The following is a 13,353-nucleotide window of genomic DNA, read 5'->3' on the forward strand; positions in this document are numbered from 1 at the left end:
GTGGGGCTCGGGCAGCGCCAGAATGCCGCTATCTGCCCCGCCTGATTGTTAAGGAAGCCCGATGCCTGATCCTGTTGCTGCCAGCTTGCGTCTAGCGCCCGAAGCGCTGACCCGTCCGTTTTCCGCTGAACAGTTCAGCTTCACTACCACCAATGATCTGGAGCCCTTTCGCGGTGTGCTCGGCCAGGAACGTGCGGTCGAAGCCTTGCAGTTCGGTGTGGCCATGCCACGCCCCGGTTACAACGTATTTGTCATGGGCGAGCCCGGCACCGGCCGTTTCTCGTTCGTCAAACGCTACCTGAAGGCCGAAGGCAAACGCCTGCAGACCCCGGCGGACTGGGTCTACGTCAACAATTTCGATGAGCCGCGCGAACCCCGCGCTTTGGAGCTGCCGTCGGGCAGCGCCGCTGCTTTCATCGGCGACATCAACGGCCTCATCGACAACCTGCTGGCGACCTTTCCTGCGGTGTTCGAGCACCCGTCCTACCAGCAGAAGAAAAGCGCCATCGACCGCGCCTTCAACCAGCGCTACGACAAGGCACTGGATGTCATCGAACGTCTGGCTTTGGAAAAAGACGTCGCCCTGTATCGCGACAGCAGCAACATCGCCTTCACCCCGATGCTCGAAGGCAAGGCGCTGGACGAAGCCGAGTTCGCCCAGTTGCCGGAGGCCGAACGCGAGCGTTTTCATGACGACATCTCCGGCCTCGAAGAGCGCCTGAACGAAGAGCTCGCCAGCCTGCCGCAATGGAAGCGCGAGTCGAGCAACCAGCTGCGTCAGCTCAACGAAGAAACCATCACCCTGGCCTTGCAGCCCTTGCTTGCACCGCTGTCGGAAAAGTACGCGGAAAATGCGGCCGTCTGCGGTTACCTGCAAGCGATGCAGGTCTATCTGCTGAAAACCGTGGTCGAGCAACTGGTCGATGACAGCAAGACCGACGCCGTCGCGCGCAAGCTGCTGGAAGAGCAATATGCGCCGAGCCTGGTGGTCGGCCATCCGGCCAGCGGCGGTGCGCCGGTGGTCTTCGAGCCGCATCCGACCTACGAAAACCTGTTCGGCCGCATCGAGTACACCACCGATCAGGGCGCGCTCTACACGACCTATCGCCAGTTGCGTCCGGGTGCGTTGCACCGCGCCAACGGTGGTTTCCTGATTCTTGAAGCGGAAAAAATGCTCGGCGAGCCGTTTGTCTGGGATGCGCTCAAGCGCGCCCTGCAATCGCGCAAGCTGAAGATGGAATCGCCGCTGGGCGAGATGGGCCGTTTCGCCACCATGACGCTCAACCCGCAGCACATTCCGTTGCAGGTCAAAGTGATCATCATCGGCGCGCGTCAACTGTATTACACGCTGCAGGACCTCGATCCGGACTTCCAGGAGATGTTCCGTGTTCTGGTGGACTTCGACGAAGACATCCCTATGGTCGACGAAAGCCTGGAACAGTTCGCCCAGTTGCTGAAAACCCGAACTTCGGAAGAGGGCATGGCGCCGCTGACCGCCGACGCGGTGGCGCGCCTGGCGACTTACAGTGCGCGTCTGGCCGAACACCAGGGGCGTTTGTCGGCGCGGATCGGTGATCTGTTCCAACTGGTCAGCGAGGCGGATTTCATCCGGCATCTGGCCAACGATGAAATGACCGACGCCGGCCACATCGAGCGTGCGCTCAAGGCCAAGGCCACCCGCACCGGCCGGGTGTCGGCGCGGATTCTCGATGACATGCTGGCGGGGATCATTCTGATCGACACCGACGGCGCCGCAGTCGGCAAGTGCAACGGCCTGACCGTGCTCGAAGTCGGCGACTCGGCGTTCGGCGTGCCGGCGCGGATTTCCGCCACGGTGTACCCGGGCGGCAGCGGCATCGTCGACATCGAGCGGGAGGTCAATCTCGGTCAGCCAATCCACTCCAAGGGCGTGATGATCCTCACCGGGTATCTGGGCAGCCGTTACGCCCAGGAATTCCCGCTGGCGATTTCCGCGAGCATCGCGCTGGAGCAATCCTACGGCTACGTCGATGGCGACAGTGCGTCGCTGGGCGAGGCGTGCACACTGATTTCGGCGTTGTCGAAAACCCCGCTCAAGCAATGCTTCGCGATCACCGGCTCGATCAACCAGTTCGGCGAAGTGCAGGCGGTAGGCGGGGTCAACGAGAAGATCGAAGGCTTCTTCCGTCTCTGCGAAGCACGCGGGCTGACGGGCGAGCAGGGCGCGATCATTCCCCAGGCCAACGTTGCCACGCTGATGCTTGATGAAAAAGTATTGGCGGCGGTGCGTGCCGGGCAGTTCCACGTTTACGCGGTGCGTCAGGCCGACGAAGCGTTGAGCCTGCTGGTAGGCGAGCCGGCCGGTGAGCCGAACGAACAGGGCGAATTCCCGGAAGGCAGCGTCAATGCGCGGGTGGTGGAGCGTCTGCGGGTGATTGCCGAGATGATCAGTGAAGAGGATCTGAAAGAGGCCGAGAAGGAACTGGCGCAGGAGGCGCTGGCGGAGGCCAAGCCGGCTTAAGTCAGGCGGCAGTCAAAAAAACGGGAGCCTTGGCTCCCGTTTTTGTTTTGTCGCGAACGTCGGCAAAAGTGCCATCACTCTGGCGTCAATATTCACACAATGACCATTCGGCGCCTTCTGGTTCTGTGCGGCTTGCGCGGCGGACTTTTCTTCTATTCTCTGCTCAAGGACATCGACAGTATCACTGGATCGAAACAGCTCTTCAGCAAGGGCTGAACACCGGCTTTACCGAGGGTCGCCGCCATGTCGCGCAACCTCTGCCTCACCCGTCAGTGCCTGGGTCTCGTGACCCGTATCGAATGCGCCATCAAGCCTTTGGCTGGCGATAACGGCATGTGGACGTTGCTCTTCGCCGCCGGCATGGCCGGTGAACAACCTTCCGCCATCAAGGCCCAGGGCCCGTTCCACGGACCGATCGCCGCCGAGTCGATTCTCGACACCATCGTTGAAAGCCTGACGATGCACGGCTATGAACTGGCCAATGATCCACAGATCTGGTCGTTGCATCTGCAGGCGCAGTTGCGGCAGATCAACGGTGGACGCGGACGCAGCATCGGCACTTTCGATCACTAGAGTGCCGATCATCAGCGCCGATCAGGGCGCAGCGCCCTGGGTCTGCGCCTTGTCGAGTTTGACCTCAAAGCCGTATTGCACGGTGGCGAGGTCGGTTCGCTGGTAGGTTTCCACGTGCGTCGGACGGCCGTAGAAATAATGCACGCCGAATAACGCCGGCCCTTCCGTGCTCGCGTCGTGGCTGACCGACAGAATCCGCTTCAGGTAATGACCGCTGTCGTCCTTGACGAAGAATCGCCATTCGTTGGCGGGGAATCGCTTCAAATCCACCACCAACGCGTTGTTCCTGATTTCCAGACCTTTAGGCAGGGCCTTGGCTTCATAAGCCTGTTTGTCCACCGTGGCCAGGAACAACGGCATCGAGCCGACGGCAATCGCCGGGGTTTCCGGGAACAGGTTCAGGTCGTAGGTGATGGTCGCCTGCAGTGGGTCGACCTGATACGCCTCGGGCGGCAGTTCGATGGGCTCGTCGAGTTTGCCATTGTGTTTTTCAGTGAAGAACGTCACCGGGCTTTCGCCGGGGCTGAAGTCGTCGCCGAGCATTTCATCGTTGAAGGTTTTGCGGTGGTCGAACTCGATCCGCGCGGCGCTCGGCTCTTCAACCGACTGGCGGATATGGACGCCGCTTTTCAACTGTTCTTCAGTCAGGGACGCGCCCTTGAGCCAGTCGGGCGCGAGGTCATCGTAGACGGTGATCGGCAGGTCGAGCGGCTGCACGGTTTTTTCCGTGGTATGCGGATCGAATTCGCGCACGGGCAAGTCCAGCGCCTTGCGGGTCACGGTCGCCTCGGAAAAATCCAGCAGGCTGACTTCGAGGGTGTCGATCGGGCCGTTGAAGTACACCTTGTTGTAGTGGCGCGGATGCTGCTGTTCAAAGGCCTGTTGTTCATCGTCCAGCTTTTTTTCCAGCGTCTCGCTCCAGGCTTTTTGCTGTTGCAGGTAGGCCAGCTGCTTTTGATAGAACGCCACCTGCTCAGGGTTTTCGTTGATGGCGCCGGCCCGCACCAGATACTGGCCCGTCGAGTCGCGGGCCTGGACGATCAGCGGATTGAGCCGGGTATTGGCGACTTCCGGGGCGAGCGGCAGTTGGTTGCTGAACTCGAGTTCGGCGTAGTGTGTGTCCAGTTTCAGCAAGGTCACGCTGAGGTTGCCATCGGAGCGGGTCTGGCCGACGTCCTTTTTATCCAGATTGAAACTGTGCAGGCGTTTCGGGACGATGACTTCCACCTGGCCTTGCAGGCTGACCGGACGCGGCAGGTTCTTCTTGTCGACATTCAGCCCTTCGATGAACGGGTAAGTGACAGTCAGGTCATCGGGGTTGGTGACGTTGGAACTGGAAGGACTGAGCTGAATGCCCGGATCGGTTTCCGACCATTCCGGTTGATAGGCAATCACCCGTTTGTTGCTCAGGGTGACCGAGTGCCACTCCACGCCATGGGGGAACAGAAAGCCGCCGGGGATGTTGAGATTGAAAGGGAACACCGGTTGCAGATCGGTGAGGTAATCGGAACTGGAATCCTTGTGCAGCACGAACAGGCCGTTGATGAAGGTATCGACCAGCGTCTGCGGCGTGGGGTAGTGCCTGAGCACGCCGAGGGCGTCTTCGCCGTATTCGGTAATGGACGGTTTATTGTCGAGCTTCTGTTGCGCGCGTTCGAGCAACAGCAGCGAACCGCCGAGTTCGGTCACGGCGTCCTTGAGTTTGGGGTCGGTGATGGCGTCCAGCGACTGCTCGAACTGCGCAGTCTTTTCCTCGAGGCTGACGGCAGGCTTTTCATCGCCGGGCGAACACCCGCCAAGCAACAGGGCAAAGCAAATTCCGGCAGTCGTTATCGGCAATCGCACATCCATTTCCCGTCTTCCTGTGCACTGTCGCTGGGCTGTCAATGGTTTGGACACTAGCAGAAAAACTTTGACACACACACGCAGGTGGCGGATTTCCGGGCGGTTTCTGGCTGTCATGGGCGGCTGGTATACTCGCCGCCGATTTCAACCCTTCTTGTGTGAGAGTCAATGGAACGCTTTATCGAAAATGCAATGTACGCCACGCGCTGGCTGCTGGCGCCGATCTACATCGGGCTGTCCCTGGGGCTGCTGGCGCTGGCATTGAAATTCTTCCAGGAAGTGTTTCATGTCATTCCCAACGTTTTCTCCATGGCCGAGTCCGAGCTGATTCTGGTGCTGCTGTCGCTGATCGACATGGCGCTGGTCGGCGGCTTGCTGGTGATGGTGATGATTTCCGGCTACGAGAACTTCGTCTCCGAGCTGAACATCGATGAAGGCAAGGAAAAGCTCAGCTGGCTGGGCACCATGGACTCCTCGTCGCTGAAGATGAAAGTGGCGGCGTCGATCGTGGCGATCTCCTCGATCCACCTGCTGCGGATCTTCATGGATGCCAAGAACGTCGATCCCGAGCACCTGATGTGGTACGTGATCATCCACATGACCTTCGTGATCTCGGCGTTTGCCATGGGTTATCTGGACAAGCTCACCAAGCACTGATGAGCTGACGATTGCTGTAACAAAACCGCCCGTCTGTTGCGAAACAGACGGGCGGTGTCGTTTGTGGCTTGTACTTTGATTCGCCGAGGCATATCCCTGTAGGTCTCTAGGCTCGTCACCGCGTGAGGTGCGTTCATGAACCTGCAAGAGTTGAATGCGTTTGCCGTCGCCAGAAAGGTCGACGAACTGAACCTGATCTCCATGGAAGGCGGGATCTATCTGCTTGAGGCCCGGATGCATGGCGCGGCGTATCCGCTGAGCGATCCGCAGGGGAATATGCTGACGCTGCGTTCGGTCGAGCATGCCCGGGATCTACTGCATAACTTTCCGGTGCTGCCGTTCAACCTGGTACACACCTCGGTGCACGATGAAATGTGCGGTCTTGGCGCCAGTGGCGAAGAAAGCCTGAAGGTGCCGCTGGCCTGGCGATCCGCGCTGTAGGCCCTGGGGCCTGATCAATGCCGGAACATCTGTGCTAGTCTGCTCGCCCTTTTGGTTCCGGGCGCGCCGGGACGCGCTGTGTACGCACGGCAGGTCCTGAGGCCGTCCGCACAGCGGAGCAGTGTCATGTCCGAAGTAAATCTGTCCACCGACGAAACCCGCGTCAGCTACGGTATCGGCCGTCAGCTGGGTGACCAGCTGCGCGACAACCCGCCACCGGGTGTCAGCCTGGACGCCATCCTGGCCGGTCTGACCGACGCATTCGCCGGTAAGGAAAGCCGTGTAAGCCAGGAAGCCATGTCCGCCAGCTTCAAGGTGATCCGCGAGATCATGCAAGCCGAAGCCGCTGCCAAGGCTGAAGCCGCCGCTGGCGAAGGCCTGGCATTCCTGGCTGAAAACGCCAAGAAAGAAGGCATCACCACCCTGGCCTCCGGTCTGCAATTCGAAGTGCTGACGCAGGGCGAAGGCGCCAAGCCATCCCGTGAAGACACCGTGCGTACTCACTACCACGGCACGCTGATCGACGGCACTGTGTTCGACAGCTCCTACGAGCGTGGCCAGCCGGCTGAATTCCCGGTTGGCGGCGTTATCGCTGGCTGGACCGAAGCCCTGCAACTGATGAATGCCGGCAGCAAATGGCGTCTGTACGTGCCGAGCGAACTGGCTTACGGCGCTCAAGGCGTTGGCAGCATCCCGCCGCACAGCGTTCTGGTGTTCGACGTCGAGCTGCTCGACGTTCTGTAATCCCGTTACCCTGCACAAGCGTGGCTTGTGCAGGGTTTCTCCGCCGTTCTCATACTTCGATCTTGTTGTGCAGTTCACTGGTCGGGCGCAAGGCCCGGGCATAGCAGAACAGGAACAGATTGCGCACCAGCTCCTTGAGCACCAAGGGCTCGCTGGAACTCAGGCCGCTGACATCCAGATCCCCTTGATCCTGCAGTTCATGCAGGGCTTCTTCTTCCAGTACGGCACAGACTTCACCGGTTTCCCGATGCAGGATCCTGAGGTACGGATGCGGGCGATCCAGCCAGGCGTCGATCAAATAAGTCATGGGTCTCATCTCCATTGAAAGGGTTTCAATGAGAATAATTCTTATTCGTCAAATAGCAAGCGCCTATTGGCGGTTTGTGATTTTTTGCGGGTAAAGATTGCGTAAGGTCAAAACGGCTGGCGTTTGGCTATTGCGAGGATTTGTTGGGGATTGCGGGGAAGGGCGAAGCTCCATCCCACGGCGGGCGCGGGATGGAAGACAGCAGACTCAGACTTTTCTGACGAACTCGGATTTGAGTTTCATCGGGCCGATGCCGTCGATCTTGCAGTCGATGTCGTGATCGCCATCGCACAGGCGGATGTTCTTGACCTTGGTGCCGACCTTGACCACCAGCGAGGTGCCCTTGACCTTCAGGTCCTTGATCACGGTGATGGTGTCGCCGTCCTGCAGGACGTTACCAACCGAATCTTTCTTCACGGCATCATCGGACGCCACTTCGGCTTCACCGCCGGCAGACCACTCGTGGGCGCACTCCGGGCACACCAGTTGGGTGCCGTCTTCGTAGGTGTATTCGGAATTGCATTTCGGGCAGGGTGGCAACGTGCTCACTAAGGCTCCTTGGAGAGGGGATCGCTAAAAGTCGCACATTGTATAGGGTTTTAGCCGCCGATGGCAGGCAACAAAAAACCGCAGGCTCCAACGGAGGCTGCGGTTTTTAGATGACGCGATGCTGATCAGTGCGTGCGGGCGACCGCGAACTCGCTCAGCTCAACCAGCGCATCGCGGTATTCGCTGGCCGGCAGCGCGTCGAGGCACTTGATCGCACGGGCCACGTAATCACGGGCCAGTTGCGCGGTGTATTCCAGCGAACCGGAGGCTTCCACGGCGATGCGGATGCTTTCCAGGTCTTCGATCCCGCCTTTCTGGATTGCCTGGCGTACCAGTGCGGCTTGCTCTGGCGTGCCTTCGCGCATGGTGTAGATCAGCGGCAGGGTCGGCTTGCCTTCGGCCAGATCGTCACCGACGTTCTTGCCCAGGGTTTCGGCGTCGCCCTTGTAGTCGAGCAGGTCGTCGACGAGCTGGAACGCCACGCCCAGGTGATCGCCGAAGGTGCGCAGGGCTTCGCTCTGCTCGGCGGTGGCACCGGCCAGCGCCGCGGCACTGTGGGTCGAAGCCTCGAAGAGCATCGCGGTCTTGCCGCGGATGACTTCCATGTAGGTTTCTTCGGTGGTGCTGGCGTCGCGAACCTTGGACAGTTGCAGCACTTCGCCTTCGGCGATGATGCGCGTGGCCTGGGACAGGATCTTCATCACCGGCATCGAGCCCAGTTCGACCATCATCTCGAACGAACGCGAGTACAGGAAGTCGCCCACCAGTACGCTCGGGGCGTTGCCCCACATGGCGTTGGCGGTGGAACGGCCACGGCGCATGCCGGACATGTCGACCACGTCGTCATGCAGCAGGGTGGCGGTGTGCAGGAATTCGATGGTGGCGGCCAGCAGGCGCATGTCGTCGCCTTCGCGACCCAGGGCCTTGCCACACAGCAGCACCAATAAAGGACGCAGGCGTTTGCCGCCGGCCGACGTGATGTAATCGCCGATTTTCGATACCAGCGGCACTCGGGAAGTCAGCTGCTTCTTGATGATGCCGTCGACGGCGCTAAAATCGTCCGCCACCGCGCGGTAGAAAGCTTGGGGTTGCATCAGCGACAGGTGCTCCAGAAGGGTTGCGCGGCATGCTAGGACCCACGTCCGGGCCTGTCAAGGCGCGATGGACGGCCCCTTGCATGACTTCGAAGGCTTGCGTACAATCGCGCACCCTGAACTTCCTGGGCAGCACCTGCCTTACGCAATTGCACTTGGGCCGTTCCAGCCCCATGCAGCCATGCCAGCCAATACCTCTTCTTATAAAGAGCTGGGTGAGCAGGATTATCGGAGAAATACCATGTACGCAGTAATCGTTACCGGCGGTAAGCAATACAAGGTCGCTGAAGGTGAATACCTGAAGATCGAAAAACTGGAAGTCGCCACTGGCGAATCCGTGACTTTTGACCGCGTTCTGTTGGTCGCCAACGGCGACGACGTGAACATCGGCGCACCTGTTGTTGCTGGCGCAACCGTCAAGGCTGAAGTGATCTCCCAAGGTCGTCACGATAAAGTCCGCATCATCAAGTTCCGTCGCCGTAAGCACCACATGAAGCGTATGGGCCACCGCCAGTGGTTCACCGAGATCAAAATCACCGGTATTCAGGCTTAATTACAGCCTAATTCCTCACTAGGAGAATTGAACTCATGGCACACAAAAAAGCTGGTGGTAGTACCCGTAACGGTCGCGACTCAGAAGCCAAACGCCTTGGCGTGAAGATGTATGGCGGCCAGGTCATCAAGGCCGGCAACATCATCGTGCGTCAGCGCGGCACCCAATTCCACGCTGGCTACGGCGTTGGCATGGGTAAAGATCACACCCTCTTCGCGAAAATCGAAGGCGTGATCAAGTTCGAAGTAAAAGGCGCCTTCGGTCGTCGTTACGTGAGCGTTGTCGCAGCCTAACTGCGAGAGTGCTGGAGAAGCCCTGTCTTGCGACGGGGCTTTTTCGTTTGTGGGGTGAGTCTCTTGCAAAGCTGTTTGTATGGGCTGCCGGCGTGCGATGCAGGTCGTGGATTGGGGTCGCTGCGCTCATTTTTGCAAGAGTCTTATGTCTTGATTGTTTTTCGGCTCGTCCGTACGGCGAGAGGCGTTGGTTATGAAGTTTGTTGATGAAGTATCGATCCGCGTAAAGGCTGGCGACGGCGGCAATGGCTGCATGAGTTTTCGTCGGGAAAAATTCATTGAAAACGGCGGCCCGAACGGTGGTGATGGCGGTGATGGCGGTTCCATCTACATGATGGCCGACGAAAACCTCAACACCCTGGTGGACTACCGTTACACCCGGCACTTCGATGCCGAGCGTGGCTCCAACGGCGGCAGCACCGACTGCACCGGCAAGAAGGGTGAAGACCTGATCCTGCGCGTGCCGGTCGGCACCACCGTGATCGACTCTGCCACCCAGGAAGTCATCGGTGACCTGACCAAGGCCGGTCAGAAACTGATGGTGGTGCAGGGCGGCTGGCACGGTCTGGGTAACACCCGTTTCAAATCCAGTACCAACCGTGCGCCGCGCCAGACTACGCCGGGCAAGCCGGGCGAGCAGCGCGACCTGAAACTGGAAATGAAAGTGCTGGCCGACGTCGGTCTGCTCGGTCTGCCGAACGCCGGTAAAAGTACCTTTATCCGCTCGGTGTCGGCTGCCAAGCCGAAAGTTGCCGATTACCCGTTTACCACCCTGGTGCCGAACCTCGGTGTGGTCAGCGTCGATCGCTGGAAAAGCTTCGTCATCGCCGACATTCCGGGTCTGATCGAAGGCGCTTCCGATGGTGCTGGTCTGGGTATTCGTTTCCTCAAGCACCTGGCGCGTACCCGTCTGTTGCTGCACCTCGTCGACATGGCGCCACTGGATGAAAGCAGTGCGCCGGACGCCGCTGAAGTGATCGTCAACGAGCTGATCAAATTCAGCCCGTCGCTGGCCGAGCGCGATCGCTGGCTGGTGCTGAACAAGTGCGACCAGATCCTCGAAGAAGAGCACGAAGCGCGGGTCAAGGAAATCGTCGATCGTCTGGAGTGGACCGGTCCGGTCTACGTGATCTCGGCCATCGCCAAAGAGGGCACCGAGCGCCTGACGCGCGACATCATGCGTTATCTGGAAGATCGTGCCGATCGCCTGGCCAATGACCCGGCCTATAAGGAAGAGCTCGCCGACCTCGATCAGCGCATCGAAGACGAAGCCCGTGCGCAGTTGCAGGCGCTGGATGACAAGCGTGCCCTGCGTCGCAGCGGCGTGAAGTCGGTCCACGACATCGGCGACGATGACTGGGACGAAGAAGATGTGGATGACGAAGACGGTCCGGAAATCATTTACGTGCGTGACTGATTCGTTGCAGTAAACTTAAGCGCCGCTCAATCGAGCGGCGTTTTATTATCTGGAAATCGATTGTTGGTCACGAAGAACCACGAATAACGTCACGGGCAGTGCCAGGTCGCGCTGCCCTCAAGCTAAGGTTGAAGATGATGCGGAGCAAGGTGACAGGTGCGCAGCGTTGGGTCGTGAAGATCGGCAGCGCTTTGCTGACGGCGGATGGCAAAGGGCTGGATCGCGCGGCAATGAGTGTCTGGGTCGAGCAGATGGTGGCTTTGCACGAGGCCGGCGTCGAGCTGGTGCTGGTGTCCTCCGGGGCAGTGGCGGCGGGCATGAGTCGCCTGGGCTGGACCGCGCGACCCAGTGCGATGCACGAGCTCCAGGCCGCCGCAGCAATCGGTCAGATGGGCCTGGTGCAAGCCTGGGAATCGAGCTTTGCCGAGCATGGCCGGCATACTGCGCAGATTCTCCTGACCCACGACGACCTGTCTGACCGCAAGCGCTACCTGAATGCCCGCAGCACCTTGCGTGCGTTGGTCGAGCTGAAAGTTATCCCGGTGATCAATGAGAACGACACCGTGGTTACCGACGAAATCCGCTTCGGTGACAACGACACGCTCGCGGCGCTGGTTGCCAATCTGGTCGAGGCCGATCTGCTGGTGATCCTGACGGATCGCGACGGTATGTTCGACGCCGATCCGCGCAATAACCCTGACGCCCAGCTGATTTACGAAGCGCGCGCCGATGATCCGACGCTGGATGCGGTGGCGGGCGGTACTGGTGGTGCATTGGGTCGTGGCGGCATGCAGACCAAGCTGCGCGCGGCGCGTCTGGCGGCGCGTTCCGGGGCGCATACCATCATTGTCGGCGGGCGTCTGGAGCGCGTGCTCGATCGCCTGAAGGCGGGTGAGCGGATTGGTACGCTGCTGTCGCCTGAGCGCGGCATGCTCGCGGCGCGCAAGCAGTGGCTGGCCGGTCATCTGCAAACCCGTGGCACGCTGGTGCTGGATGATGGCGCGGTTTCCGCTCTGTCTCAGGGCAATAAAAGCCTGCTGCCAGTCGGGGTCAAGCTGGTTCAGGGCAGTTTCCGTCGCGGCGAAATGGTGGTGTGCGTGGCGCCGGACGGTCGAGAGATTGCCCGTGGCCTGGCCAACTACAGCGCGCTGGAAGCACAAAAAATCATCGGTCAGTCGTCGGATGCGATTGTCGGTTTGCTGGGTTACATGGCTGAGCCGGAACTGGTTCACCGTGACAACCTGATTCTGGTGTAAGGAAAAACGCGATGCGTATGGCAAAAGGATTGTTGGGCTTGCTGGTGGCGTTGCCGTTGCTGGCCTCGGCCGAGGAAATCGGCCAGGTGTCGACGGTGTTCAAGTTTGTCGGGCCGAACGACCGGATTGTGGTCGAGGCATTCGATGACCCGAAGGTTGAGGGTGTGACCTGCTACCTGTCGCGCGCCAAGACCGGTGGTGTGAAGGGTGGGTTGGGTCTGGCGGAGGATCGTGCCGAGGCGTCCATTGCTTGCCGCCAGGTCGGGCCGATCAACTTCAGGGGCGAGTTGAAGGATGGTGAAGAGGTGTTCAAGGAGCGCACTTCGCTGGTGTTCAAGACCATGCAGGTGGTGCGCTTCCTCGACAAGAAGCGCAATACGCTGGTCTATCTGGTCTACAGTGATCGTCTGATCGAGGGTAGCCCGCAGAATGCGGTGACGGCGATTCCGATTCTGCCGTGGGCGTCAGCTCATTAATCACGCGTAAAAAAAGAGGAGTCGATTGGCAAGCCGATTGGCTCCTCTTTTTTGGGCCTTGATTTCAGCAAATCGCAGGCAATAAAAAACCGACCCTGAGGTCGGTTTTTTAATGACTACGTCGCTTAGGCAGCTTCTTTCAGTGCCTTGACGTGGCCATTCAGACGGCTCTTATGACGAGCAGCCTTGTTCTTGTGGATGATGCCTTTATCGGCCATGCGGTCGATAACTGGCACAGCCAGAACGTATGCAGCTTGAGCTTTTTCAGCGTCTTTTGCGTCGATGGCTTTAACTACATTCTTGATGTAGGTACGAACCATGGAACGCAGGCTGGCGTTGTGGCTGCGACGCTTCTCAGCCTGTTTTGCACGTTTTTTGGCGGAAGGTGAGTTGGCCACCGTCGAGCTCCTCGAAAGACTTTTTAGGAAATAGCAAACAAAATAGGCCGCGAATCATGCCGATGAGTTGAAGTCTTGTCAAGGGCGCTTGAAACGTTCCGCTAAGTGGTAGGCGTGGTGCGACGGGATATTTCTTTCCGGCGTGTGACCTGTAAACTCGCGAGCTTTGGCTCTGTGCTGTTGCGGCGCGGAGTATCGCACAAGTGGGCGCGTTATTCGCCTGCTGTTTATCGACAGGCACACATTCCTT

At 59.4% G+C, this 13,353-nt stretch carries 15 protein-coding genes; 10 read left to right on the forward strand and 5 right to left on the reverse strand.

Features of this window, described 5'->3' with window-relative positions; all coding sequences use genetic code 11:
- The first annotated feature begins 61 nt into the window (after positions 1-61).
- Together CAG25_RS18700 and CAG25_RS18705 are read left to right on the forward strand one after the other, a co-directional pair.
- Positions 62-2,500, forward strand: coding sequence for a Lon protease family protein (locus tag CAG25_RS18700; RefSeq protein ID WP_064599543.1), 2,439 nt, complete (start codon positions 62-64; stop codon positions 2,498-2,500).
- A 243-nt stretch (positions 2,501-2,743) separates the two neighbouring features.
- Positions 2,744-3,073: a hypothetical protein gene (locus CAG25_RS18705; protein ID WP_007950969.1), complete on the forward strand. Its 330-nt coding sequence runs from the start codon at positions 2,744-2,746 to the stop codon at positions 3,071-3,073.
- A 21-nt stretch (positions 3,074-3,094) separates the two neighbouring features.
- Here CAG25_RS18705 and CAG25_RS18710 read toward each other — a convergent pair whose 3' ends face one another.
- Positions 3,095-4,924, reverse strand: a complete 1,830-nt coding sequence (locus tag CAG25_RS18710; protein ID WP_085612610.1) for a hypothetical protein — start codon at positions 4,922-4,924, stop codon at positions 3,095-3,097.
- Between the two features lie 162 nt (positions 4,925-5,086).
- Here CAG25_RS18710 and CAG25_RS18715 point away from each other — a divergent pair, with 162 nt between their 5' ends.
- From CAG25_RS18715 to CAG25_RS18725, 3 genes are all read left to right on the forward strand, one after another.
- Positions 5,087-5,575, forward strand: a complete 489-nt coding sequence (locus CAG25_RS18715; RefSeq protein WP_007950967.1) for a TIGR00645 family protein — start codon at positions 5,087-5,089, stop codon at positions 5,573-5,575.
- Positions 5,576-5,710: 135 nt separating this feature from the next.
- Positions 5,711-6,016, forward strand: a complete 306-nt coding sequence (locus CAG25_RS18720) for a DUF6482 family protein (protein WP_085612611.1) — start codon at positions 5,711-5,713, stop codon at positions 6,014-6,016.
- Positions 6,017-6,142: 126 nt separating this feature from the next.
- A complete protein-coding gene (locus tag CAG25_RS18725) occupies positions 6,143-6,760 on the forward strand; it encodes an FKBP-type peptidyl-prolyl cis-trans isomerase (protein ID WP_007950965.1) in 618 nt (205 codons plus the stop codon).
- A gap of 49 nt (positions 6,761-6,809) precedes the next feature.
- Here the strand turns inward: CAG25_RS18725 and CAG25_RS18730 are convergent, their stop codons facing one another.
- The 3 genes from CAG25_RS18730 to CAG25_RS18740 all read right to left on the reverse strand — a co-directional run bounded on the left by CAG25_RS18730 (position 6,810) and on the right by CAG25_RS18740 (position 8,710).
- A complete protein-coding gene (locus CAG25_RS18730) occupies positions 6,810-7,067 on the reverse strand; it encodes a hypothetical protein (RefSeq protein ID WP_007950964.1) in 258 nt (85 codons plus the stop codon).
- Between the two features lie 207 nt (positions 7,068-7,274).
- Positions 7,275-7,616: a zinc ribbon domain-containing protein YjdM gene (locus CAG25_RS18735; RefSeq protein ID WP_007950963.1), complete on the reverse strand. Its 342-nt coding sequence runs from the start codon at positions 7,614-7,616 to the stop codon at positions 7,275-7,277.
- A 125-nt stretch (positions 7,617-7,741) separates the two neighbouring features.
- Positions 7,742-8,710, reverse strand: coding sequence for a polyprenyl synthetase family protein (locus tag CAG25_RS18740; RefSeq protein ID WP_007950962.1), 969 nt, complete (start codon positions 8,708-8,710; stop codon positions 7,742-7,744).
- Between the two features lie 241 nt (positions 8,711-8,951).
- Between CAG25_RS18740 and rplU the strand changes: the two genes are divergently transcribed.
- From rplU to CAG25_RS18765, 5 genes are all read left to right on the forward strand, one after another.
- Positions 8,952-9,263: a 50S ribosomal protein L21 gene (rplU, locus tag CAG25_RS18745; protein ID WP_003228361.1), complete on the forward strand. Its 312-nt coding sequence runs from the start codon at positions 8,952-8,954 to the stop codon at positions 9,261-9,263.
- A gap of 35 nt (positions 9,264-9,298) precedes the next feature.
- The gene (gene rpmA, locus CAG25_RS18750; protein WP_003228360.1) at positions 9,299-9,556 is read left to right on the forward strand and encodes a 50S ribosomal protein L27; all 258 of its coding nucleotides are present in this window, start codon (positions 9,299-9,301) and stop codon (positions 9,554-9,556) included.
- A 193-nt stretch (positions 9,557-9,749) separates the two neighbouring features.
- Positions 9,750-10,973 carry an Obg family GTPase CgtA gene (gene cgtA, locus CAG25_RS18755; RefSeq protein ID WP_039771717.1) on the forward strand — a complete coding sequence of 408 codons (1,224 nt, stop codon included), beginning with the start codon at positions 9,750-9,752 and terminating at the stop codon, positions 10,971-10,973.
- 137 nt (positions 10,974-11,110) lie between these two features.
- Positions 11,111-12,229, forward strand: coding sequence for a glutamate 5-kinase (gene proB, locus CAG25_RS18760; protein ID WP_039771715.1), 1,119 nt, complete (start codon positions 11,111-11,113; stop codon positions 12,227-12,229).
- Between the two features lie 11 nt (positions 12,230-12,240).
- Entirely contained in the window at positions 12,241-12,705 is a 465-nt protein-coding gene (locus CAG25_RS18765; protein WP_085612612.1) for a CreA family protein, read from the forward strand.
- A gap of 125 nt (positions 12,706-12,830) precedes the next feature.
- Here CAG25_RS18765 and rpsT read toward each other — a convergent pair whose 3' ends face one another.
- Complete coding sequence (rpsT, locus tag CAG25_RS18770; protein WP_003228351.1) at positions 12,831-13,103, reverse strand: 30S ribosomal protein S20; 273 nt, start codon at positions 13,101-13,103, stop codon at positions 12,831-12,833.
- Positions 13,104-13,353: the final 250 nt, after the last annotated feature.

Origin of the sequence: Pseudomonas sp. B16(2017) (assembly GCF_002113205.1) — a bacterium.
Taxonomy (GTDB): domain Bacteria; phylum Pseudomonadota; class Gammaproteobacteria; order Pseudomonadales; family Pseudomonadaceae; genus Aquipseudomonas; species Aquipseudomonas pharyngis.

What these genes read in the sequence shown, in the direction of transcription:
- CAG25_RS18700 (WP_064599543.1), top strand. Translation starts at nt 62, where the DNA reads ATGCCTGATCCTGTTGCTGCCAGCTTGCGTCTAGCGCCCGAAGCGCTG.
- CAG25_RS18705 (WP_007950969.1), top strand. Translation starts at nt 2,744, where the DNA reads ATGTCGCGCAACCTCTGCCTCACCCGTCAGTGCCTGGGTCTCGTGACC.
- CAG25_RS18710 (WP_085612610.1), bottom strand. Translation starts at nt 4,924, where the DNA reads ATGGATGTGCGATTGCCGATAACGACTGCCGGAATTTGCTTTGCCCTG.
- CAG25_RS18715 (WP_007950967.1), top strand. Translation starts at nt 5,087, where the DNA reads ATGGAACGCTTTATCGAAAATGCAATGTACGCCACGCGCTGGCTGCTG.
- CAG25_RS18720 (WP_085612611.1), top strand. Translation starts at nt 5,711, where the DNA reads ATGAACCTGCAAGAGTTGAATGCGTTTGCCGTCGCCAGAAAGGTCGAC.
- CAG25_RS18725 (WP_007950965.1), top strand. Translation starts at nt 6,143, where the DNA reads ATGTCCGAAGTAAATCTGTCCACCGACGAAACCCGCGTCAGCTACGGT.
- CAG25_RS18730 (WP_007950964.1), bottom strand. Translation starts at nt 7,067, where the DNA reads ATGACTTATTTGATCGACGCCTGGCTGGATCGCCCGCATCCGTACCTC.
- CAG25_RS18740 (WP_007950962.1), bottom strand. Translation starts at nt 8,710, where the DNA reads ATGCAACCCCAAGCTTTCTACCGCGCGGTGGCGGACGATTTTAGCGCC.
- rplU (WP_003228361.1), top strand. Translation starts at nt 8,952, where the DNA reads ATGTACGCAGTAATCGTTACCGGCGGTAAGCAATACAAGGTCGCTGAA.
- rpmA (WP_003228360.1), top strand. Translation starts at nt 9,299, where the DNA reads ATGGCACACAAAAAAGCTGGTGGTAGTACCCGTAACGGTCGCGACTCA.
- cgtA (WP_039771717.1), top strand. Translation starts at nt 9,750, where the DNA reads ATGAAGTTTGTTGATGAAGTATCGATCCGCGTAAAGGCTGGCGACGGC.
- proB (WP_039771715.1), top strand. Translation starts at nt 11,111, where the DNA reads ATGCGGAGCAAGGTGACAGGTGCGCAGCGTTGGGTCGTGAAGATCGGC.
- CAG25_RS18765 (WP_085612612.1), top strand. Translation starts at nt 12,241, where the DNA reads ATGCGTATGGCAAAAGGATTGTTGGGCTTGCTGGTGGCGTTGCCGTTG.